General features: G+C 64.9%; 21 protein-coding genes and 1 tRNA gene. 14 read left to right on the forward strand and 8 right to left on the reverse strand.

Annotation, left to right across the window (positions count from 1 at the left end; genetic code table 11):
* Position 1: 1 nt before the first annotated feature.
* The 8 genes from AC0Z35_RS27200 to AC0Z35_RS27235 all read left to right on the forward strand — a co-directional run bounded on the left by AC0Z35_RS27200 (position 2) and on the right by AC0Z35_RS27235 (position 5897).
* Complete coding sequence (locus AC0Z35_RS27200; protein WP_104144063.1) at positions 2-445, forward strand: type II 3-dehydroquinate dehydratase; 444 nt, start codon at positions 2-4, stop codon at positions 443-445.
* Positions 446-482: 37 nt separating this feature from the next.
* The gene (locus AC0Z35_RS27205; RefSeq protein WP_485133122.1) at positions 483-1058 is read left to right on the forward strand and encodes a TRAP transporter small permease; all 576 of its coding nucleotides are present in this window, start codon (positions 483-485) and stop codon (positions 1056-1058) included.
* Positions 1055-2335 (forward strand): TRAP transporter large permease, encoded by a 1281-nt coding sequence (locus AC0Z35_RS27210; protein WP_104144064.1) that lies wholly within the window; start codon positions 1055-1057, stop codon positions 2333-2335. Before AC0Z35_RS27205 ends, AC0Z35_RS27210 begins: the two co-directional genes overlap by 4 nt.
* 89 nt (positions 2336-2424) lie before the next feature.
* Positions 2425-3126 (forward strand): protocatechuate 3,4-dioxygenase subunit beta, encoded by a 702-nt coding sequence (gene pcaH, locus AC0Z35_RS27215; protein WP_046804879.1) that lies wholly within the window; start codon positions 2425-2427, stop codon positions 3124-3126.
* Between the two features lie 3 nt (positions 3127-3129).
* A complete protein-coding gene (pcaG, locus tag AC0Z35_RS27220) occupies positions 3130-3705 on the forward strand; it encodes a protocatechuate 3,4-dioxygenase subunit alpha (RefSeq protein ID WP_219990662.1) in 576 nt (191 codons plus the stop codon).
* A 22-nt stretch (positions 3706-3727) separates the two neighbouring features.
* A complete protein-coding gene (locus tag AC0Z35_RS27225; RefSeq protein WP_485133121.1) occupies positions 3728-5119 on the forward strand; it encodes a 3-carboxy-cis,cis-muconate cycloisomerase in 1392 nt (463 codons plus the stop codon).
* Between the two features lie 83 nt (positions 5120-5202).
* Positions 5203-5586 (forward strand): GFA family protein, encoded by a 384-nt coding sequence (locus AC0Z35_RS27230; protein WP_485133120.1) that lies wholly within the window; start codon positions 5203-5205, stop codon positions 5584-5586.
* Positions 5583-5897 (forward strand): hypothetical protein, encoded by a 315-nt coding sequence (locus AC0Z35_RS27235; RefSeq protein ID WP_120156467.1) that lies wholly within the window; start codon positions 5583-5585, stop codon positions 5895-5897. Before AC0Z35_RS27230 ends, AC0Z35_RS27235 begins: the two co-directional genes overlap by 4 nt.
* Before the next feature lie 188 nt (positions 5898-6085).
* Here AC0Z35_RS27235 and AC0Z35_RS27240 read toward each other — a convergent pair.
* From AC0Z35_RS27240 to AC0Z35_RS27270, 7 genes are all read right to left on the reverse strand, one after another.
* Positions 6086-6162: transfer RNA gene (locus AC0Z35_RS27240), tRNA-Arg, on the reverse strand.
* A gap of 93 nt (positions 6163-6255) precedes the next feature.
* Positions 6256-6840, reverse strand: a complete 585-nt coding sequence (locus AC0Z35_RS27245; protein ID WP_046804865.1) for a helix-turn-helix domain-containing protein — start codon at positions 6838-6840, stop codon at positions 6256-6258.
* A 13-nt stretch (positions 6841-6853) separates the two neighbouring features.
* The gene (locus tag AC0Z35_RS27250; RefSeq protein WP_485133119.1) at positions 6854-8146 is read right to left on the reverse strand and encodes an NAD(P)/FAD-dependent oxidoreductase; all 1293 of its coding nucleotides are present in this window, start codon (positions 8144-8146) and stop codon (positions 6854-6856) included.
* Between the two features lie 16 nt (positions 8147-8162).
* Positions 8163-8852 (reverse strand): amino acid ABC transporter permease, encoded by a 690-nt coding sequence (locus AC0Z35_RS27255; RefSeq protein ID WP_046804863.1) that lies wholly within the window; start codon positions 8850-8852, stop codon positions 8163-8165.
* Positions 8853-8854: 2 nt separating this feature from the next.
* Positions 8855-9547: an amino acid ABC transporter permease gene (locus AC0Z35_RS27260; RefSeq protein ID WP_046804862.1), complete on the reverse strand. Its 693-nt coding sequence runs from the start codon at positions 9545-9547 to the stop codon at positions 8855-8857.
* Positions 9548-9598: 51 nt separating this feature from the next.
* Positions 9599-10390 (reverse strand): ABC transporter substrate-binding protein, encoded by a 792-nt coding sequence (locus AC0Z35_RS27265; protein WP_046804861.1) that lies wholly within the window; start codon positions 10388-10390, stop codon positions 9599-9601.
* 105 nt (positions 10391-10495) lie between these two features.
* Positions 10496-11245, reverse strand: coding sequence for an amino acid ABC transporter ATP-binding protein (locus AC0Z35_RS27270; protein WP_104144074.1), 750 nt, complete (start codon positions 11243-11245; stop codon positions 10496-10498).
* Positions 11246-11476: 231 nt separating this feature from the next.
* Between AC0Z35_RS27270 and amaB the strand changes: the two genes are divergently transcribed.
* Positions 11477-12979 carry an L-piperidine-6-carboxylate dehydrogenase gene (gene amaB, locus AC0Z35_RS27275; protein ID WP_046804859.1) on the forward strand — a complete coding sequence of 501 codons (1503 nt, stop codon included), beginning with the start codon at positions 11477-11479 and terminating at the stop codon, positions 12977-12979.
* A gap of 198 nt (positions 12980-13177) precedes the next feature.
* Positions 13178-14470: a phospholipase A gene (locus AC0Z35_RS27280; protein WP_485133118.1), complete on the forward strand. Its 1293-nt coding sequence runs from the start codon at positions 13178-13180 to the stop codon at positions 14468-14470.
* Positions 14471-14544: 74 nt separating this feature from the next.
* On the opposite strand, the gene lhpI is transcribed toward AC0Z35_RS27280, so the two are convergent.
* Positions 14545-15483, reverse strand: coding sequence for a bifunctional Delta(1)-pyrroline-2-carboxylate/Delta(1)-piperideine-2-carboxylate reductase (gene lhpI / locus AC0Z35_RS27285; protein ID WP_485133117.1), 939 nt, complete (start codon positions 15481-15483; stop codon positions 14545-14547).
* Between the two features lie 411 nt (positions 15484-15894).
* Here lhpI and AC0Z35_RS27290 point away from each other — a divergent pair, with 411 nt between their 5' ends.
* From AC0Z35_RS27290 to AC0Z35_RS27305, 4 genes are all read left to right on the forward strand, one after another.
* Positions 15895-16833, forward strand: a complete 939-nt coding sequence (locus AC0Z35_RS27290; protein WP_104144078.1) for an ABC transporter permease — start codon at positions 15895-15897, stop codon at positions 16831-16833.
* Entirely contained in the window at positions 16830-17735 is a 906-nt protein-coding gene (locus AC0Z35_RS27295) for an ABC transporter permease (protein WP_319304583.1), read from the forward strand. The genes AC0Z35_RS27290 and AC0Z35_RS27295 overlap by 4 nt, the downstream gene beginning before the upstream one ends.
* A 46-nt stretch (positions 17736-17781) precedes the next feature.
* Positions 17782-19359 carry an ABC transporter substrate-binding protein gene (locus tag AC0Z35_RS27300; RefSeq protein ID WP_485133116.1) on the forward strand — a complete coding sequence of 526 codons (1578 nt, stop codon included), beginning with the start codon at positions 17782-17784 and terminating at the stop codon, positions 19357-19359.
* 120 nt (positions 19360-19479) lie between these two features.
* The gene (locus tag AC0Z35_RS27305) at positions 19480-20934 is read left to right on the forward strand and encodes an amidohydrolase family protein (protein WP_120156476.1); all 1455 of its coding nucleotides are present in this window, start codon (positions 19480-19482) and stop codon (positions 20932-20934) included.
* Positions 20935-20938 lie beyond the last annotated feature (4 nt).

The raw sequence follows: 20938 nt of genomic DNA on the forward strand, positions 1-20938 counted from the left end.
CATGAAGATTCTTGTTTTGCACGGCCCGAACCTGAACCTGTTCGGGCGCCGCGAGCCGCACATCTACGGCACCACGACCTTGGCTGAAATCAACCAGCGCCTGGCCACGCTGGCGGACGAATTGGGCGTGGAACTGGCCACGCTGCAATCGAACCACGAAGGCGCGCTGATCGACTTTCTGCACCAGAACATCGACGCGGCGCAAGGCGCGCTGGTCAATCCGGCCGGGCTGACGCAGCACGGCGTGCCGCTGCACGACGCCATCAAGGCAATGCCGTTTCCGACGCTGGAGGTGCATATGTCCAACATCGCCGCGCGCGAAACGTGGCGCGCGCATTCGATCATTTCGCCGGCGGTGCGAGGCACCGTGCAAGGGCTGGGGCCGCATTCGTATCTGACGGCGCTGCGCGGGCTGGTCGACATCCTGCAAGAAGCGCGCGCATGACACCGCGCACGCTTTGCACGCTGAAGGGGGCGGCTTCATGGTTTACATAGACGGGTTCATCGCGGTCGCGTGCCGCGTGCTGGAGCTGGCCATCGCGCTGCTGCTGGCGGCGATGGTGGTGCTGGTTTTCGGCAACGTCGTCGCGCGCTACGGCTTCAATTCCGGCATCACCTTGTCGGAAGAACTGTCGCGCTGGATGTTCATCTGGCTGACGTTCCTGGGCGCCGTCATCGCGCTGAAGGAACGCGGCCACCTGGGCATGGACATGGTGGTGGCCAAGCTGCCGACGGCGGGCAAGAAAATATGCCTGGTCGTGGGCCAGATCATCATGCTCTACATCGTGGGCTTGATGTTCAAGGGCAGCTGGGAACAGGCCGTGATCAACGCGGACGTCAGCGCGCCGGTCAGCGGTTTGCCGATGGCGATCGTGTATGTGGCGGGGCTGGTGTTCTCGTCCTTGGCCGGGCTGATCATCGCGGTGGATCTTTATCGCGTGCTGGCCGGCAAGCTGCGCGACCAGGACCTGATCATGGTCCAGGAATCCGAAGAAGCCGTGCAGCTCAAGCAGATTCTGGACGACGCCAACCACGGCGCGCCGGGGAGAAGCGCATGACCATCTTCGTATTCATCGGGTCGCTGCTGGGCGTGATGGCGTTGGGCGTGCCCATTGCCTTTGCGCTCTTGGCCAGCGGCGTGGCGCTGATGTGGCATCTGGATATCTTTGATTCCCAGATCCTGGCGCAGAACGTGATCGGCGGCGCGGACAGCTTTCCGCTGCTGGCGGTGCCGTTCTTCATGCTGGCCGGCGAAATCATGAACGTGGGCGGCTTGTCAAAACGCATCGTGGACCTGGCCCTGGCGCTGGTCGGGCACGTCAAGGGCGGACTCGGCTACGTCACCATCATGGCGGGCTGCCTGTTGTCGGCCTTGTCCGGTTCCGCCGTGGCGGACGCGGCGGCGTTGACCGCGTTGCTGCTGCCGATGATGGTCAGCGCGGGCCACAAGAAATCAACGGCCGGCGGCTTGATCGCGGCCACGGGCGTGATCGGCCCGGTGATCCCGCCCAGCATCGGGCTGGTGATTTTTGGCGTGGCCGCGAATGTGTCGATCTCGAAACTGTTCATGGCGGCAATCGTTCCCGGCTTGCTGATCGGTGGCGCCTTGTGGCTGACCTGGGCTTGGCTCGTCCGCCGTGAAAAAGTGGTGCCGCCGCCGCGTAAATCCGCCAAGGAAATCGGCACGGCGGCGCGCAATGCGCTGTGGGCGCTGATGCTGCCGGTCATCATCCTGGTGGGCCTGCGCATGGGCGTCTTCACGCCGACGGAGGCCGCCGTGGTGGCCGCCACGTACGCACTGCTGGTATCGACGCTGGTCTACCGCGAGCTGAAGCTGAATCAGTTGTACGCGGTGTTCGTGTCGGCCGCCAAGACAAGCGCCATCGTCATGTTCCTGATTGCCGCCGCCATGGTCAGCGCGTGGCTGATCACCGTGGCCGACCTGCCCGCCAAAGTCGTGGACATGCTTCAGCCATTCATCGGCAACAAGATCCTGCTGATGGCGGCCATCATGGTGTTGGTGATGGTGGTGGGCACCGCCATGGACATGACGCCCACCATCCTGATCCTGACGCCCGTGCTGATGCCGGTGGTGCGCGCGGCCGGCATCGACCCGGTGTATTTCGGCGTGCTGTTCATCATCAACAACTCGATCGGCCTGGTGACGCCACCCGTGGGCACCGTGCTGAACGTGGTGGCGGGCGTGGGCAAGATGAAGATGGACGACGTCACACGCGGGGTCATGCCGTTCATGGTGGCCGAGTTCGCCATCATGTTCCTGATGGTCGTTTTCCCGGCGCTGGTGATCGTGCCCGCGCGCTGGTTCGGCGGGTGAGCCGCAGGCGTTGTGCGGGGCGGGTCAGGCCTGCACCCGCACCGCCGTATCGCACGCCCTGATCCGCTACACAAAGGAGAATTTTCGCAATGTCCGATCTTGCCCAATACCGGCGTCCGTTCTGGAACACCCAGCCCGCTTACCGCTTCGACGCTTATGGTTCCACGTTGCTGCGGTCGCCGAATGAGCCGCTGATCGCCGTGCCGCAAACCCTGTCCGAAATCACCGGCCCCGCGTTCGGCGCCGCCTTCGTCAAGCAGGGCGACAACGACCTGACGCGCATCGCCAGCGCCGACGCCATCGGCGAACGCATCATCGTGTCCGGCCGCGTGCTGGACGAGAACGGCCGGCCGGTGCCCGATGCGCTGATCGAAATCTGGCAGGCTAACGCCGCCGGCCGCTACCTGCACAAACGCGATCAACACGACGCACCCCTGGACCCGAACTTCAGCGGCGAAGGCCGAACGGTAACTGACGCGCACGGCCGCTATCAGTTCAAAACCATCAAGCCGGGCGCCTACCCGTGGGGCAACCATTACAACGGCTGGCGCCCGCAGCACATCCACTTTTCGTTGTTCGGCCGTGCCTATGCCACGCGGCTGGTCACGCAGATGTATTTCCCCGGCGATCCGCTGCTGGAATTCGACCCCATCTTTCAATGCGTGCCGGACGCCAAGGCGCGCGCCCGCCTGGTCGCCACGCTGGACTGGGAAACCACCGTGCCCGACTACGCGCTGGGCTACCGCTTCGATATCGTGCTGCGCGGCCGTAACGCTACCCCGATGGAGTAACGCATGCTCTACCCCACTACCTCGCAAACCGTCGGCCCCTACCTGCACATCGGCCTGTCCGGCCTGAACTGTGCGGACTTGACGGCGGGTCAGCCCGACCTGGACGCGCCCCGGGTCGTCATTGAAGGCCGCATCATCGATGGCCAGGGCAACCCGGTGCCCGACGGCATGATAGAAATCTGGCAAGCCGACGCACGCGGCGTGTACCGTCACCCGGACGATCCACGCCATGCGGACAACGCTGCGCCAGCCGGCTTTACGGGATTCGGGCGCGTGCCCACGGAAGCAGACGGCTCGTTCCGCTTCACCACGATCAAGCCCGGCGGCGTGCCGGCGCCCGACGGCTCGCTGCAAGCGCCTCATCTGCTGGTGTCCTTGTTCATGCGCGGCCTGCTCAAGCATCTGTCCACCCGCCTGTACTTCCCGGACGAAGCGCAAGCCAATGAACAGGATTGGGTGCTGCGCCAGACGCCTGCCGCGCGCCGCGGCACGCTGATCGCGCAGGCGTCGGACAACGGCGTACTGCGCTGGAACGTCGTCTTGCAGGGCGCGGGCGAGACCGTGTTCTTCGACCTCTGACCGCGTCAGCAACGGACGCAACATGACCATTCTTTCCGGCCTGACCGAACAGATCTATTCCGACCGCGACATCATGGGCTTGTTCTCCGGCCCCGGCACCATCCGGCGGATGCTGGCGGTGCAAGCCGCGCTGGCCCGCGCGCAGGCGCGCTGCGGCGTCATCCCCGACAGCGCGGCGCGCAGCATCCACAAGGTCTGCCATGCCGAAGACATCAACAGCATCCTGGACCTGGACGCCATCGCTTCCGCCTCCATGCTGGCCGGCAACATCGCCATCCCCTTCGTCAAACAACTGACCGCCGCCGTGCGCCAGGCAGACGCCGAGGCGGCACGCTTCGTGCATTGGGGCGCCACCAGCCAAGACGTGCTGGACACCGCGCTGGTCTTGCAACTGCAACAGGTTGCCGCGCAGCTGGACCTGGACCTGGACGCGGCGCAACGCGCATGCGCCCGGCTGACCGCAACGCATCGCGACACGATCATGGTCGGCCGCACGTGGTTGCAACACGCACTGCCCACCACCTTTGGCGTCAAGACGGCCGGTTGGTTAGAAGCGCTGACCCGCTCGCGGCAACGCCTGCGGCACGACGCCGAACAATGCGCCCTGCTGCAATTCGGCGGCGCCGCCGGCACGCTGGCAAGCCTGGGCAACGCCGCCCCCGATGTTGCGCGCGTCCTGGCCGAAGAACTGGGCCTTGCCCTGCCCGACATGCCCTGGCACACGCATCGCGACCGCCTGGCCGACTTGGCGGCAACACTGGGCGTGCTGACCGGCACGCTGGGCAAAATCGCCCGCGACGTGTCGCTGATGGCGCAGACCGAGATCGCCGAGCTAGCCGAACCCGCCGGCCCGGGGCGCGGCGGCTCCAGCACCATGCCGCACAAGCGCAACCCCGTCAGCAGCGCCGCCATCCTCGCCGCCGCCACCCGCATGCCACCGCTGGTGTCCACCATGCTGTCCGCGATGGTGCAAGAACACGAACGCGCGTTGGGCGGCTGGCAAGCGGAATGGGACGTCCTGCCGCAGATCTGCGCGTTGGCGGGCGGCGCATTACGGCATCTGGCGAGCCTGCTGGACGGGCTGGAAGTGCATCCGGCAAACATGGCCCGAAATCTTGGTGCGACGAATGGCTTGATTCTGGCCGAAGCGTACGCGCTGGCGCTTGGCGGTCGAATGGGTCGTCTCGAAGCGCATGAATTGGTCGAACGGGCGTCCAAGGAGGCGGTTCGCAGGAACTGCACGCTAAAGGTTGCGATGCAGGAAGCGCTGGCGGCGCATGAGGGCACGCGGGATCTGCTTGGGAAGGAAGAGCTGGATCGCTTGAGTGATCCGGCGAATTATCTGGGGCAAGCGGGGGAGGTTTGTGATCGGGTGTTGGCGGGGTGGAGGGCAAACCCAGCCTGCGCCGAATAGCATGGGCTTATTTGACGATGGCCGTACTACCCCGCCTTGCCATCCCTGCCTCTAGAATCACTCCTTTTAGGCGGACGACCCCTATGCGCACCTATCAAGGCTCCTGCCATTGCGGCGCGTGCCGCTTTGAAGTGGACATGAACCTGGACCATGTCCGCAACTGCAATTGCTCGATCTGCAAGCGGCGTGGCGCGCTGATTCATCGCGTACCGACCGCAGCACTGCGCATGTTGACGCCGCTGGATGATTTGAGCGTTTATCAGTGGGGCTCAAAGACCGCAAAGGACTACTTTTGTCCGCACTGCGGGATCCTTCCGTTTCGAGTGCCCAGCGCCCCCACGGCTCAAGAGCTGGCGCAGGGAAAGCAGGCGTTCGTCGGTTGGGCGGTCAACGTGCGGTGTCTTGATGGGGTGGATTGGGCGGGGGTGCCGGTCCTGGAGGTGGACGGGGCGGGGCTGGCGATTTGAAAATCAACAGAAAGTTGTTAGTAGCGCAGCAGAAAGGCGCTGAGCAATGCGGGAAGCTATGGGATGGTGCCCAGGTTTGGCTGGCACAAAACGGGGCGTACAAGATCCAGAGCGTGTCCAGCTCGGTGATCCAGACCTATGGCCCCACGCGCAACTCTCCGCAGCTGGCTTACACGGTCATCAAGGAACCGGGTCCTTACGGTACTCACACCATCAAGATGGCTGCAACCTGCGACAACATGTTTGGGTGTCAACCCAACGCTTTCATAGCTATCGCCAATTTCAAGGACTATCTGTTGGCCCTGCCGTAACCCGCCAGGAATATACGAATCGCCGACCGCCCGCAGACTTGCGGGCTTTTTATTGCAGCGGCGCCCGGCGCGGAGGTATGCCGCCCTTTCGGCACGCGCCATAAAGCAACGCCGTAGACGAGCGTATTAGTCCATTTAGCTGTTAGCGAATTTCGAAAGGGGTATGCCCTTGAGTTCGCTGACTATTCTGGCGCGGCAGGAGGGGCTCGAACCCCCGACCCCGGGCTTAGAAGGCCCGTGCTCTATCCAGCTGAGCTACTGCCGCGCATTCTTTGACACCCGGCAAGAGATCCGGGCGGCGCATTTTACCTTGTTGCGGGAAACTTTGCGGCGGCCCGTTACTCCCGCGCCGGCGCCCCTACTCTTCCTCGATGTCCGCGTGCGTCGACACCCACAGCACGATTGCGTCTTCCGGGCTCAGGCTGATGACGCGGTGGCCCATGCGGCTGTCTATATAGAAGCTTTCGCCGGATTTCAGACGGGCCGGCTCGTAGAACTCGGTGAAAAGCTGGACTTCGCCTTCCAGCACGTAGACGAATTCCTCGCCGCCATGGCGGCTCCAGTCCTGGAATTCGTCGAACGAGCGCGCCTTGACGCGGGTGTGGAACGGCATCATGCGCTTGTGCGACAGGGCCGTGCACAGCAGGCGGTGGTCGTAGTACGGGGTTTCGTATTGGCGGCCCTCGCCCTGGCGGCTGAGGCTGCGGCGGCCGGTGCCCATGTGGGCGTCGGACGCGGTGAACAGTTCGGCCACGTCCAGTTCCAGGCCCGCGGCGATCTTGATCAGGTTGTCATAGGTGGGCGACAGCAGGCTGTTTTCTATCTTGGACAGCGTGGACGCGGCGACGCCGGTGGCCGCCGCCGCCTGCTTCAGGGTCCAGTCACGCGCCTGGCGCAGGGCTCGCAGCCGTTGTGCCAATGCGCTTTGTTTGTTGCCTTGCATCCTGTGTACCTTGTCATGCCCGCGTAGTGCGCTCCCGCCACCAGTCGCGCGCCTGGTAAGACCAATAAGTCAGTTGAACCGCCGCCGTGCCCAGGCCGCCGCCGTTCCAGGCCAGGCCAAAGGGTGCGAACAGTTTGTAGCGCTGCGTGTCGCCGGTGATCCCTTCGGCCACGACGCGTCCGCCGATCGAGGTGGTGTTCATGCCGTGCCCGCCAAACGCCGTGCAGTACCACACGTCCGGCGCCAGTTGGCCGATTTGCGGCATCAGGTGGCGGGCGTAGGCCATGCGCCCCGACCATGCAGTTTCAACGCGCACGCCTTTTAACTGCGGGTAGACGGACAGCAATTCGCGGCGCAAGGACTCGGCCAGATCGGGCGGGTCGTCGACACGGGTGGTGATTCTACTGCCCCAGCCGATGCGCCCGCCATCGAGCACGCGGTAATAGTTGCCGGCGCGCCGATCGTCGCCGATGGCGGCGGTGCTACGGATGGCTTCCTTGACACGGTCGCCCAGCGGTTCGGTCAGCATGATGTAGGTGGCAATCGGCAACATGGCGCGCCGCAGCGCCGGCACGACATCGCCCGTGTAGCCGCCGGTGGCCAACACCACGGCGCGCGCATCGACCTGGCCTTGCGCCGTCGTCATGTGTTTGACCGCGCCTTCCAGTGCCAAACCGGTGACCGCGGAATCTTCATGGATGCGCACGCCCAGGCGCTGGCATTCTCGGGCCAGCGCGCGCGCGTAATTGAGCGGATGGAAGTGGAACGAAGACGGGTCTTCAATGCCCTGGTGATAGACGTCGGACACCAGCCGTTCGCGCACCTGCTCGCGCGTCAGAAAACGCACGTCGCGGCCGAAGTCACGGCGCTGCGCCTCGCACCACTGCTGGAGCGCATCGGTGGCTTCGTAGCGCACCACGCGCAGGCGGCCGTCGACCTTGTGCGCGTCGGCGATGGCCAGCGTACGGATGTTGTCGCGGATGATCTCCACGCCTTCCATCGACAGCCGATACAGCTGCCGGTAATGGTCTTCGTCCACATGGCGCTTGATGGCGTCGGCGCCGGCAGAGAACGCGGGCGACACCGAGCCGCCGTTGCGGCCCGACGCGCCCCAGGCAATGCGCCGCCCTTCAAGCAACGTAACGCTGCGCCCACGCCGGGCCAGTTCCAGCGCGGTGGACAAGCCGGCCAAGCCGCCGCCCACCACGCAGACGTCGGTGCTGGCCACGCCGGCCAGCGGCGCGTAGCGCGTATCGCTGCCGGACAGGGTGCGCTTGTAATAGGTGTCGATGTACTCGGAGGCCATACCGGTGGGGTCCGTGTCAGTGCAGGCTTGCGCCTTGCAGGCCGCCCGTCAGGCGCTTTTCCAGCCAGTTGGCCAGGCGCAGCAACGGGTAGCAGTAGATGAAGTAGATGGCGGCGATCAGGCCGTAGATGAATAGCGATTTGGCTGGGAAGGTGATGATGAAGACCTCGCCCTGGCGCGTCAGTTCGGTGATGCCGACCACCGACAGGATGGCGGTGCTTTTGATCAGCATGACGTAGACGCCGCTCATCGGTTGCACGATCAGGCGCATGGCCTGGGGCAACACCACCAGCCGCAGGATTTGCAGGGGCCGCAGGCCCAGCGTCATCGCGCCTTCGGTCTGGCCGCGCGGCACGGACTGGATGGCGCCCATGACGATTTCGGCAACATAGCAGGACGTATACACCGACAGCGACACGAACGCGGCGGTGCCGGAATCCCAATGCAGCAGCTCGATGCCGGAGCTGGGCAGCACGAAGTAGAAGATGTAGAGCTGCACCAGGAACGGCGTGCCGCGCAGAACGTGGATGTACAGCCCAAGCAGCTGATGGATAACACGTATGTGATAGCTTCGGATCACACCAATCACAAAGCCCAGCAATGACCCGGCGATGATGGCCACAAAGGATATCTTCAGCGTCTCCCAGAAGCCCTTGAGCAGGAAGGGCAGCACGACGCCGGCGGTGGACAGATAGGAATCCAGCATGCTTACCTCGCGTTCCAGGCCGGGCCGGCCAACCACAGGCTCACGCCTCGCGACAACAACAGCATCACGCCGTAGATCAGCAGATAGCCGGCGGCAATCGTCAGGAAGCTTTCGCTGGGCACGATGCGGTCACTGTTCATCTGCACGCCCGCGGCCACCAGTTCAAACACCGTGATCAGCGACAGCAACGACGTGTCCTTGATAAGAACGGCGGTCTGCCCCAGCAAGGGCGGCAGCGTATTGGCAAAGGCTTGCGGCAGCACGACGTAGCGCAGCCGCTGTTGATAATTCATGCCGCACGCCTTGGCGCCTTCGACCTGGCCGCGCGGCACGGACTCGATGCCCACGCGGATGATCTCGCTCATGTAGGCGGCGTGATGCAGCGTCATGGCCAGGATGCCCAGGATCATTTCGCTCCAGCGCCCGGCGCCCGGTATCAGCATGGGCACCGCGTAATAGACCAGGTAGATCTGCACCAGCAAGGGAGTGGACCGGATGAACTGCACGTAGGCCGCCACCGGCCGCCACACGGCGGCGCGGCGCGACATGTGCAGCAAGGCCAGCGGCACGCCGGCCAACACCGACAGCACCAGGCTGGCGCCCGCCGCGATCAGCGTGTTGCCCAGGCCCCTGGCGAATTCGCCCGTGTACTGGCTGACGATGCGCCAGTTGTAATAGTCAGTCAACCAGTCCATGGGCGCTTCGGCCTCCCCTGTTGTGCCGCGCTATCGATCGGTGATCGGTGATCAGTGGTCCTTCTTCCAGTCGGTGGAATACCAGTACTTCACCTGATCGGGCAGCGTGTTGTCGGCGGTCTTCAGCGTTTGCCAGTTATCCAGCCAGAACTTCAGGCGAAAGGCGTTGGGGCCGACGGCGAAGGCCAACGGTTCGCGCACCATCACGCCGTCCAGCACGCGCAAGTTGCCGAAGTCCACCAGGAACTGGTTGGCGGTGGACATGGACATGATGCCGGCGTCCAGACGACCGCTGGACAAGGCCTGACCGACCGGCGCGCTGCCGCCCGAGAACTCTTTCATGGTGGCCTTGGGCAACATCTTCTTGCCCACTTCGGCGTACGTGCTGGCGCCCAGCACGCCGACGTTCACGCCCGCCTTGTCCAGTTCTTCGTACGACTTGTAGGGCGAGTCCTTGGGCACGACGGCAACCGTTTCGGCGTAGAACATCGGCGCCGAAAACAGTACCTGCGCGGCGCGCTGAGGCGTGGGCGTCATGTCGGCCGCCACCATGTCGGCCTTGCCCGACAGCAGCGCGGGCAGCAAGCCCTTCCATTCGTAGTCTTGCAGTACAAGCTTGACGCCCAGGTCGTCGGCCATGCGCTTGGCCACTTCCACGGCCAGGCCGGTGCGGTTGCCCGACTTGTCCATGAAGCTCATCAGGGGCCCGGACGTCTGCACCGCCACGCGCAATTCGCCGCGCTTGATGATGTCGCCCAGCTCGTCGGCCTGCGCCGGCAGCGCCACAGTGGCCGCCGCGAACGCGACGCTGGCCACGCCCAGCCATTGTTTGATTTTCAACATTTGAATGTCCCCTAGAGGTGGATGAAACCTTGTCATTCCGGGCAAAGCGTTGTGTTGCCGCATGGCCGGCAGCGCCCGGATTTGCCGGACCGGCCTGTGCTTGGACTACAGGATCTTGTCCAGGAAGGCGCGCGTGCGCGGCTCCTTGGGATGGCAGAACACCTCGTCGGGCGTACCCGTTTCCACGATGCGGCCCGCGTCCATGAACAGCGCACGGTCACCGACGTCGCGCGCGAAACCCATTTCGTGGGTCACCACCGCCATCGTCATGCCGTCGCGCGCCAGTTGCCGCATCAATTCAAGAATGCCGCCCACCGTTTCGGGGTCCAGCGCCGAGGTGGCCTCGTCGAACAGCATCAGCTTGGGGTCCATGGCCAAGGCGCGCGCAATCGCCACGCGCTGCTGCTGGCCGCCGGACAACTGGCTGGGATAGCGCTGGCCGTAGTCGGCCATGCCGACGCGGCCCAGAAGATCAAGCGCATATTTTTCCGCGTCGGCGCGGCTGCGGCCACGCACCACGCGCTGGGGTAGCGCAACGTTGTCCAGCGCAGTACGGTGTTGGAACAGGTTGAAGTGCTGAAACACCATGCCCACTTCGGTGCGCCAGTGGTTCACGTCGGTAGCCGGGTCGGTCAGCGACACGCCGTCCACGCGGATCGTGCCGCTATCGATACTTTCCAGACCATTGAGCGTGCGCAGCAAGGTGCTTTTACCGGAGCCGGACGGCCCGACGACTACCATGACCTCGCCTCGATTCAACTGGCAATCCACGTGATCCAGCGCCAGATGCGGGGGCTGCCCGTCGCGTTGGAACGTCTTGGTGACTGCCTGGACATCAAGTAAAGCGTCTGCCACTGATGCACCTCGAAGAGGGGTTTTTCTATTGCCCGCGCCCACCGCCAACGGGCAAACGACGCTAAAGCCGGTTTAGAAAAAAAGTTTCGCAATTCACGCTGGAGTTTCGTATAGTAAATTTTTTTCCCGAATCGCCACTTAGGCATAACCCGCATAACCCCCGCATTTCCCGCATAACCCGCATAACCACTTAGCGAAGCATTGATTTCGCTGGCACTCCAAGGAACCGGCATGGACACCCCTCAAACCATCCTGCAAGCGCTCGGCCTTTCCGCCGACGCCCTTACCGGCGGCACCCTGACCGCGCGCAGCCCGATCGACGGCGCTGAGCTGGCCCGGGTGCACGAACACACGGTGGCCCAGGCCCATTCCGCCATCACGCGCGCACGCCAGGCCAGCCTGGCCTGGCGCGACGTGCCCGCGCCCCGCCGCGGCGAACTGATCCGCCTGCTGGGTGAAACGCTGCGCCAGAACAAAACCGCGCTGGGCCGCCTGGTCAGCCTGGAGGCCGGCAAGATCCTGGCCGAAGGCGAAGGCGAAGTGCAGGAAATGATCGACATCTGCGACTTCGCCGTCGGCCTGTCGCGCCAGTTGTACGGCTTGACCATCGCGTCCGAACGCCCCGGCCACCGCATGATGGAAACCTGGCACCCGCTGGGCGTCATCGGCGTCATCAGCGCCTTCAACTTCCCCGTTGCCGTCTGGTCCTGGAACGCCGCGCTGGCCATCGTCTGCGGCAACGCCGTGGTCTGGAAGCCGTCTGAAAAAACGCCCTTGACCGCCCTGGCCTGCCAAGCCCTGTTCGCGCAAGCCATGCAACGTTTTGGCGACGCCCCCGCCGGCTTGTCCGAAGTGCTGATCGGTGGCCGCGAAGTTGGCGAAGCGCTGGTCGATTCGCACGCCGTCGCGCTGGTGTCCGCCACCGGCTCGACCCGCATGGGCCGCCAGGTCGGCCCGCGCGTTGCCCAACGCTTCGGCCGCGTGCTGCTGGAACTGGGCGGCAACAACGCCATCATCGTCGGCCCCACTGCCGACCTGGACATGGCCGCGCGCGGCATCGTCTTTGGCGCCATCGGCACCGCCGGCCAGCGCTGCACCACCACCCGCCGCCTGATCGTGCACGAAAGCGTGGCCGACGCCCTGGTCCAACGCCTGCACAAAGCCTACGCCAGCGCCACCATCGGCAACCCGCTGGACGCTGGCAACCTGGTCGGCCCGCTGATCGACCGCGGCTCGTTCGACGCCATGCAAGATGCCCTGCGCGCTGCGCGTGAACAAGGCGGCAAGGTCACCGGCGGCGAACGCGTGCTGGAAAAGGACTATCCCAACGCCTGGTACGTGCGCCCCGCCATCGCCGAAATGCCCGGCCAGACCGACGTCGTCTGCCACGAGACCTTCGCGCCGATCCTGTACGTGATGCGCTACAAGGAATTTTCCGACGCGCTTGCCCTGCAAAACGGCGTGCCCCAGGGCCTGTCGTCCGCCATCTTCACCAACGACCTGCGCGAAGCTGAAACCTTCCTGTCGGCCTCCGGTTCCGACTGCGGCATTGCCAACGTCAACATCGGCACGTCCGGCGCGGAAATCGGCGGCGCCTTCGGTGGTGAAAAAGAAACGGGCGGCGGCCGCGAATCCGGTTCCGACGCCTGGCGCAACTACATGCGCCGCGCCACCAACACCATCAACTACTCGCGCAACCTGCCGCTGGCGCAAGGCATCAAGTTCGGCGAATAAACCCGCCCGCGTGATTTGATGCACAAGGCCCCGCGCGTTGTCCGCAACGCGCGGGGCCTTATTGCATGGGCCATGTCTGCCCGCGACACGCCGCGTAACGCCTGTTTATTACACCTCCTACATCCGATAAGCCTGCCTTACAAACAGTTGCGGCGCGCGATGCTACATTGCCTCGTCACAAGAACAACACACGCAACCATGCCCTTACGCCGTCTTGCTCATCGCCGTTTCGCCCTGCGCGCCCTGACCGCCGCCGTTGCCCTTAGCGCCGCCGGCTCTGCCGCCGCGGGCGTGTCGTACCGCCTGGACCGCCCCTCGGCCGCGCCCGGCGAAACCGTCACCATCGAAGCTGTGTTCTTCAACGAAGGCAGCGCGCGCGCCAACTGGGAAGCCCCGCCGGAACTGGTTCTGCAATGGCGCAGCCAAGACGGCCAGATTGTCCGCAGCCTGGCCAAACTGGCCGGCGACCGCGCCAGCTACAGCGTGCCCGTCAACAACTTTGCGCGCATGGCGTGGACCGCCGTCGTGCCCAGCACCGCCCACGGCCTGCAAGCAGTCTCGATTGAAGGCCAACCTTCCATGATGGCGCTGGACGCGACCGGCCGCGACGCCGGCACCGTCGCCAGCCGCCCCGCCCAAGGCCCCGTCGTTGACGCGCGCAGCGGCGAACCCGTACCGGTTGCCGCCGTGACCGCCGTCGGTGCCTCGCCCGAAGGCGGCCCGGCGCCCGACGCCGCCGTCATGCCCAGCGTGCAGCCGCAAACGGCGTTCGACCGCTTCCGCAGTTCCATCTCGGAATACAAGCCCGTCTACTTCGACATCGGCACGCGCGGCCAAACCACCGCCCGCTTCCAGATCAGCGCCAAGTACCGCCTGTTCAGCCCTGCCGGCGACCAGCCGGCCACCTGGGGCCAGAACTTCTACCTGGCCTACACCCAGACCTCGCTGTGGGATTTGCAAAGCGATTCGATGCCCTTCATCGACACCACGTTCAATCCCAGCGCCTTCTGGCTGTCGGACAACATCTGGCAGTCCGCCAACCAGAACTGGCGCTTCGGCATGAACACCGGGGTCGAGCACAGCTCGAACGGCAAGGACGGCGACGACTCGCGTTCGGTCAACGACGGCTACATCGAACCGCGCTTTCACTATCGCTTTGATGGCGGCAGCACGCTGACCTTCGCCCCCAAGGTCAAGGCCTACTTCGGCGTGGCCGACGAAAACCGCGACTACGCCGACTACGCCGGCCACGTGGATTGGCAATTGCGTTGGGCGCAGGACAACGGCGCGGTGGTCTCCGCCATGTACCGCCAAGGCGACCAGAAGCGCCGCACGACTCAGCTGGATTTCGCGTGGCCGCTGCAACGCACGTGGTTGAATATGAACGGGTATCTGCACTTGCAGTATTTCAACGGGTACGGCGAAACGCTGCTGGGCTACAACCAGCGCAACGAATCGCAGTTCCGGGTGGGCTTGTCGCTGGTGCCGTAATGCGCGGGCATCGCGGGCGACAGCCCGCAATCACCTCGCAATCACCTCGCAATCACCTCGCAATCACCCCGCAATCACCCCGCGTTCGTTGATTCATACACCAGCGTCGCCAGCGTCAGGTCTTCAAGCGCGCTGCCCACGGCCTTGAACACCGTGATTTCCTGATCGTTGCGCCGGCCCTGGCGGGCGCCGGTCGTCAGCTGGTGCAGGTCGCCCTGGATCGCCTCGCGGGTCAGCACGCCGGCCTCGAATGCCGACAGCAGGTCGCCGGATTTGGTGGGGGCCTCGTCGGTATCGACGTACACCGACGTGCCATCAAAACAAGCCGTATCGGTCTCGCGCATCTGGGGCGTGAAGCTGCCGATCAGGTCCAGGTGCGCGCCCGGGCGCAACCAGGCGCGCTGGATCAGCGGCACGGTAGACAGGGTGGCGCAACTGATGATGTCGGCCTCGCGCACGGCGGATTCCAGGTCGGACGTGGCCTGGGCGTCAAAACCCTGTACGCGCAGCGTTTCGGCCAGCGCATCGGCGCCGGCCTGGCGCACATTCCACACCAACACACGCTGAATCGGGCGCACCGTACGCATCGCTTGCGCGAGCAGGCCGGCGATGCGGCCCGAGCCCACGATCAGCAGCGTGCTCGCCTCCTTGCGCGCCAGATAGTCGGCACCCAGCGCGGCCGCGCCGGCGGTGCGGTAGACGGTGACGATATCGCCGTCCACCTGCGCGATCGGCACGCCGGTCGTGGCGCTGTACAGGTTGTACGTGGCGTGCAGGCCGGGCAGGCCCTGGTGCGTATTCTCGGGAAAGATGTTGATGATCTTCACGCCGAAGTAACCCCGGTCGCTCCAGGCCGGCATGATCAGCGTGGTGCCCTGGGCATCGCCCGACCGGATGGCGTGCACGTGGCGCGTGGGCACGGTGGCGCCTTGGCGGAAGGCTTCCCGCAGGGCGGGGATGACGGCGTCGAATGACAGGGCGCCGCGAGTCTGTTCGGTGTCGATAAAGCGCATGGGAGGGGTGCCGGAAAAGGGTCAATCAATCAAAGGGCCGAAGGCAGTCTAGCAGCGCGGCCCGCACGCCGTCCCGCCAGGGTGACGGCCAGGCCTTCGGGGTCTATCAATCTTTGCGCAGGCGTCATAACACCCCGTTATTGGATGCGCTTGGCGGCGCGCGGGGAAATTCAACAATCCCCTGGCATATCAAGCGCTTGCGCCACCCTGGACGGGCCGCGCGCAATTGCCTTCATAGTGGATTTCCCTGGGTCCCCGCCATCCAGGCGCACTGGCATTCTTCGACCACCCCAAGCCCACGGGCGCATCAAGAGAGGTCGTTATGCCAAGTTCCGTACACCCCGCCCCCGCAGCCGCCCCGGTGGGTTGCCGCGCCGGCCTGCGCCAGCCCGCGACCGGAGCCGCCCGCGCATGATCCGGCAACTGCTTAACCGCCTGTATATCTCGCTGCCTGTTCTGCTGGGCGTGATCGTGGTGTGCTTCGTGCTGCTGCAAGTGGCGCCCGCGGACCCCGCGGCGGTCATCGCCGGCCCGACCGCCACCGCCGACGAATTGGCCCAGGTGCGCCAGGAACTGGGCCTGGACAAGCCGCTGCTGGTGCAGTTGACCGGCTATATGTGGCGCCTGGCGCACCTGGATCTGGGCCGCTCCATGATTTCGAACGTGCCGGTAATCGACGAGATCGGCGGCACCATCGGGGCCACCGTTGAACTGATGCTGGCCAGCGTGATCTGGTCGATCCCGCTGGCGATCCTGCTGGGCACCCTGGCCGCGTATCGGCGCGGCAAATTGATCGATCGCTTTGTCATGACGCTGTCGGTCATCGGCGTGTCGCTGCCGGTGTTCTGGGTGGGGCTGCTGCTGGTGCAGCACGTGGGCGGCGCGGGCATCCTGCCCTACATCGGCCGCAACGGTCCGTTGTGGACCTTGGCTGGCCTGGAATCCATCGCCCTGCCCGCGCTCACGCTGGGCTCGGTATTGATCGGGCCGGTGGCTCGCATTACACGCACTGCCGTGATTGAAACGCTTAGCGGCGACTACGTGCGCACCGCGCGCGCCAAGGGCGCGGGCGAACGCCGCGTGGTCCTGCGCCATGCGCTGCGCAACGCGCTGCTGCCTATCGTGACGCTGGTGGGCCTGCAAGTGGGCAACCTGCTGGGCGGCGCGGTGGTCACCGAGCAGATCTATTCCTGGCCCGGCGTGGGACGCATGGCGGTGGGCGCCATCTTTGCCGGTGACTTCCCTCTGGCGCAGGGCGCGATCCTTGTGACGGCGCTGGGCTTCATCATCATCAACCTGATCGTGGACCTGCTGTACGGCTATCTGGATCCGCGAGGACAAAAATCATGAGCGCAGGTTCCACTTCTTCCATGGGCGCCTTGCCGCCCCAGGCCATGGCCACCCCGCTTGCGCGCATTGCCGACCGACTGCGCCGCGACCCCATTCTGCTGTTGTCGCTGCTGGCGGTGATCGCCATCGTGCTGACGGCGCTGTTCGCACCGTGGCTGGCGCCGCACGACCCGTACTCCACCAACATGTCGATCGCGCGCAAGACGCCGGGCTGGATGTCTTCCGACGGCATCACGTATCTGCTGGGCACCGACGTGCAGGGCCGCGACATCCTGTCCCGCATCATCTACGGCATTCGCGCCACCCTGATGCTGAGTGTGTTGGCGGTGATCGGCGGCTCGGGTATCGGCGCCATCCTGGGCATCCTGGCGGCCTACTACCGGCCGCTGGAAGGCGTGATCATGCGCGTGGTCGACGTGCTGCTGTCGTTTCCCGCCATCCTGTTCGGCCTGAGCCTGTCGGCGCTGCTGGGCCCGGGCACGCTGGCGATGGTGCTGGCGCTGGGCGTGTCCGCCATCCCCGGCATGGCCCGCATTGCGCGGGGGTCCGCCATGGTGGTGATGAAGCAGGAATACATGGAAGCCGGCCATGCCATGGGCTTTGGCAATTTCTACCTGATCACGCGCTACCTGCTGCCGAACTGCTCGTCCATGCTGATGATCTACGCGACGCTGCAACTGGGCCACACCATCCTGCTGGGTTCGGTGCTGTCGTTCCTGGGCCTGGGTCCGCAGCCGCCCTTCGCCGAACTGGGCAGCATGGCCGCCGACGGGCGCAAGTTCCTACAGATCTTCCCGCACATTTCCACCATTCCGACGATGACGATTTTCTTCATCGTGCTGGCCTTCAACCTGCTGGGCGACAGCCTGCGCGATGCGCTGGATCCCAAGCTGCGTTTCTGACATTGCGCCTGACCAAACAACACACCACAACCGGGGAAACACCACCATGAAGCTCATCAAAGGCCTGGCCGTCGCGCCGCTGGCTCTGACCTGCCTGCTGGCCGCGCCCACGCACGCCGTCGCCCAAACCGACAAGACCGTGCTGATCCTGCGCGAACTGGACACCGACAAGTACGACCCGCACCGCACCACCGCGCGCGGCGCGGCGGAAGTGCTGTTCATGGCCGCCGACACCATGGTGGGCCTGGACTACGACATGAAGACGCCGGTGCCGGCGCTGGCCAAGAGCTGGACGGTGTCGCCCGATGGCCTGACCTACACCTTCGCGCTGCGTGACAACGTGACGTTCTGCAGCGGCCGGAAGATGACGGCCAAGGACGTGGTGGCCAGCTACGAACGTTGGTTGAACCCGGAAACCAAGGGCCTGGAGCGCTGGCGCGCCGGCCCCGTCGACAGCATCACGGCGCCTGACGACGTGACCGTGGTCTACAAGCTGAAAAAGCCCTACAACGAGCTGCTGCAGCAAATGGCGCACTACATGCACTCGGTCATCAATATCGATCAGGTCAAGGAACTGGGCCCGGACTACGGGGTCAAGGCCTTTGACGGCACCGGCCCCTACTGCTTTCAAAGCTGGTCGCCGCGCAACGAAGTCGTTCTGACCAAGCATGCCGGCTACAACTGGGGCCCGTCGATCTATAAAGACCCAACGCCCAAGGTCGACAAGATCATCTGGAAGATCGTGCCCGAGGAAAGCACCCGCCTGACCGCACTGCAAAGCGGCCAGGCCGATTTGTCGCGCTACCTGCCGCAATGGGCCATCAAGGACCTGAAGGCCGACAAGCGCTTGTTCGTGAGCCGCGCCGACCCCTTCTACTGGACCTTCTTCCTGGGTTTCAAGATCGACAAGCCGATGCTGACGGACGTGAACGTGCGCCGCGCCATCAACCTGGCCATCAACCGCAAGGCGCTGACCGAAGCCATTACTTTCGGCGAGGCGCAGCCCGCCACCAGCATGCTGGCCACCGACACGCCCGCAGGCAGCAACGACGCCTACCGCTACGATCCCGCCGCCGCCAACAAGCTGCTGGATGAAGCCGGCTGGAAGAAGCAGTCCGACGGCTTTCGCTACAAAGACGGCCAGAAGCTGTCACTGCTGCACTACGGCATCACCGGCTACTGGAAAGACATCATGGAGGCCGTGCAAGGCGACATGAAGAAAGTCGGCGTCGACCTGCGCGTGCAGTTGTTTGATTCGACGTCGGCCTGGGGCAAGCTGGCCACGCAGGAATTCGATGAATTCAGCATGAGCTTCGGCTACATGAGCACGGGCGAAGCGCTGAACAGCTACTTCCTGTCCACCAGCATCCCCACGCCCAACCGTATGAACTGGAAGGACGCCGACACCGACACCTGGCTGGCCGAAGGCAGCCAGGCGCTGGACCCCAAGCAAGGCGACGCCATCCTGTCCAAGGCCTTGACCAAGATCTCGGACGGCGCCGCGTGGATCCCGCTGTACCACGACTCGTTGTACCTGGTGGGCGGCGTGCGCATGAAGCCGATGCGCGCCCACGGCATCTTTGGCGCGGCTGCCTACAAGGGCCTGGACATCGCGTTCAAGTAAGCCAGCCGGCGGCGCGCCCCTCCCGGCGCGCCGCGTGTGCAGCCTTTCCCGCCTGTCCCGCCCTTCCCGCCCTTCCCGCCCTATTCGCTTCAACCTTTCATGCCGCACAGAGAGCCTGCCGTGAGCGACACCCATCAAGCCCGTATTACCCACTTCAAGAACCTGTCCACCCTGGTGGCCTGGGACGCGGACCTGGGTTCGCACGTCTATATCGAAAACGCCGACTTGGTGATGCGCGGCAACACCGTCATCCACGCCGGCACCGGCTATACCGGTCCGGCCGACCACGTCGTGCCCGGCGGCGGCCTGATGGCCATGCCGGGTCTGGTCAACGTGCACACCCATCCGTCGTCCGAACCCGGCAACCGGGGCCTGCTGGAAGAGCTGGGCAGCGACAAGCTGGGTCAAAGCTCGCTGTACGAATACATGCCCGTGTTCCGCATGGGCATCGACACCGCGCAATATGCGAACCAGGTGGCCGTGTCCGAAATGCTGCTGTCGGGCGTGACCACCTTTGTCGATATGTCGCTGCCGCGCCCGGGCTGGGCCGACGTGGTCGCGTCCACCGGCATCCGGGGAGTACTGGGCCCGATGTTCCGCTCGGCCGCGTGGCGCACCACCGACGGCCATTCGGTGGAGTACACCTGGGACGAGGCCGCCGCCGTCAAATCCTTTGAGGCCGCGCTGGATGTGGTGGACAGCGCCGTCAAGCACCCCAGCGGCCGTCTGTCCGCCATGCTGTGCCCGTCGCAGGTGGACACCTGCTCGCCCGAACTATTGAAAGAGGCGCAGGCCGCCGCGCGCCGCCTGGGCATACCCATGCAGATCCACGCCGCGCAAAGCGTGGTGGAATTTTCCGAGATGACGCGTCGCCATGGCCGCACGCCGATCGAATGGCTGGACGACCAGGGCCTGCTTGACCGGGACCTGATCATCGGCCACGGCATCTTCCTGAACGACCATCGCACGCTGTACTGGCCGCACGCCGACGACTTCGGCCTGCTGCAACGGTCGGGCGCGCACGTGGCGCACTGCCCCACCGTCTTTGTGCGCCGTGGCATCGCGCTGACGTTCCTGGGCCGCTATCTGCGCGCCGGCATCAACGTGGGCCTGGGCACCGATACCTTCCCGCACAACATGCTGGATGAGATGCGCCTGGCCTGCTACGTGGCCCGCCTGCAGGCCGGCCATTTCCGCGCGGCGTCCACCGAAGAAGTGTTCAACGCCGCCACCGTGAACGGCGCCAGGATGCTGGGCCGAGACGACATCGGACGCCTGGCCGTAGGCGGCAAGGCCGACTTTTCGTTGGTCGACCTGACCCATCCCTACATGCGCCCCGGCCGCGAACCGCTGCGCAGCCTGATCTATTCGGCGGGGGACCGCGCCATTCGCGATGTGTACGTCGATGGCGAACAAGTGGTCAGGAACGGCCAGTTGCTGACGATTGATATCGAACACTGCATGCAGGAAGTGGAACGCGCCCAGGCGCAAACGATTGCAACGGTGTCGCAGCGCGACTATGCAGGCCGCGACATCGACGCCATGTCGCCGCGCGTGTTTCCCAGCCGCGCCTGACGGA

Source organism: Achromobacter sp. 1L-A-4-B-C2, from assembly GCF_057291955.1.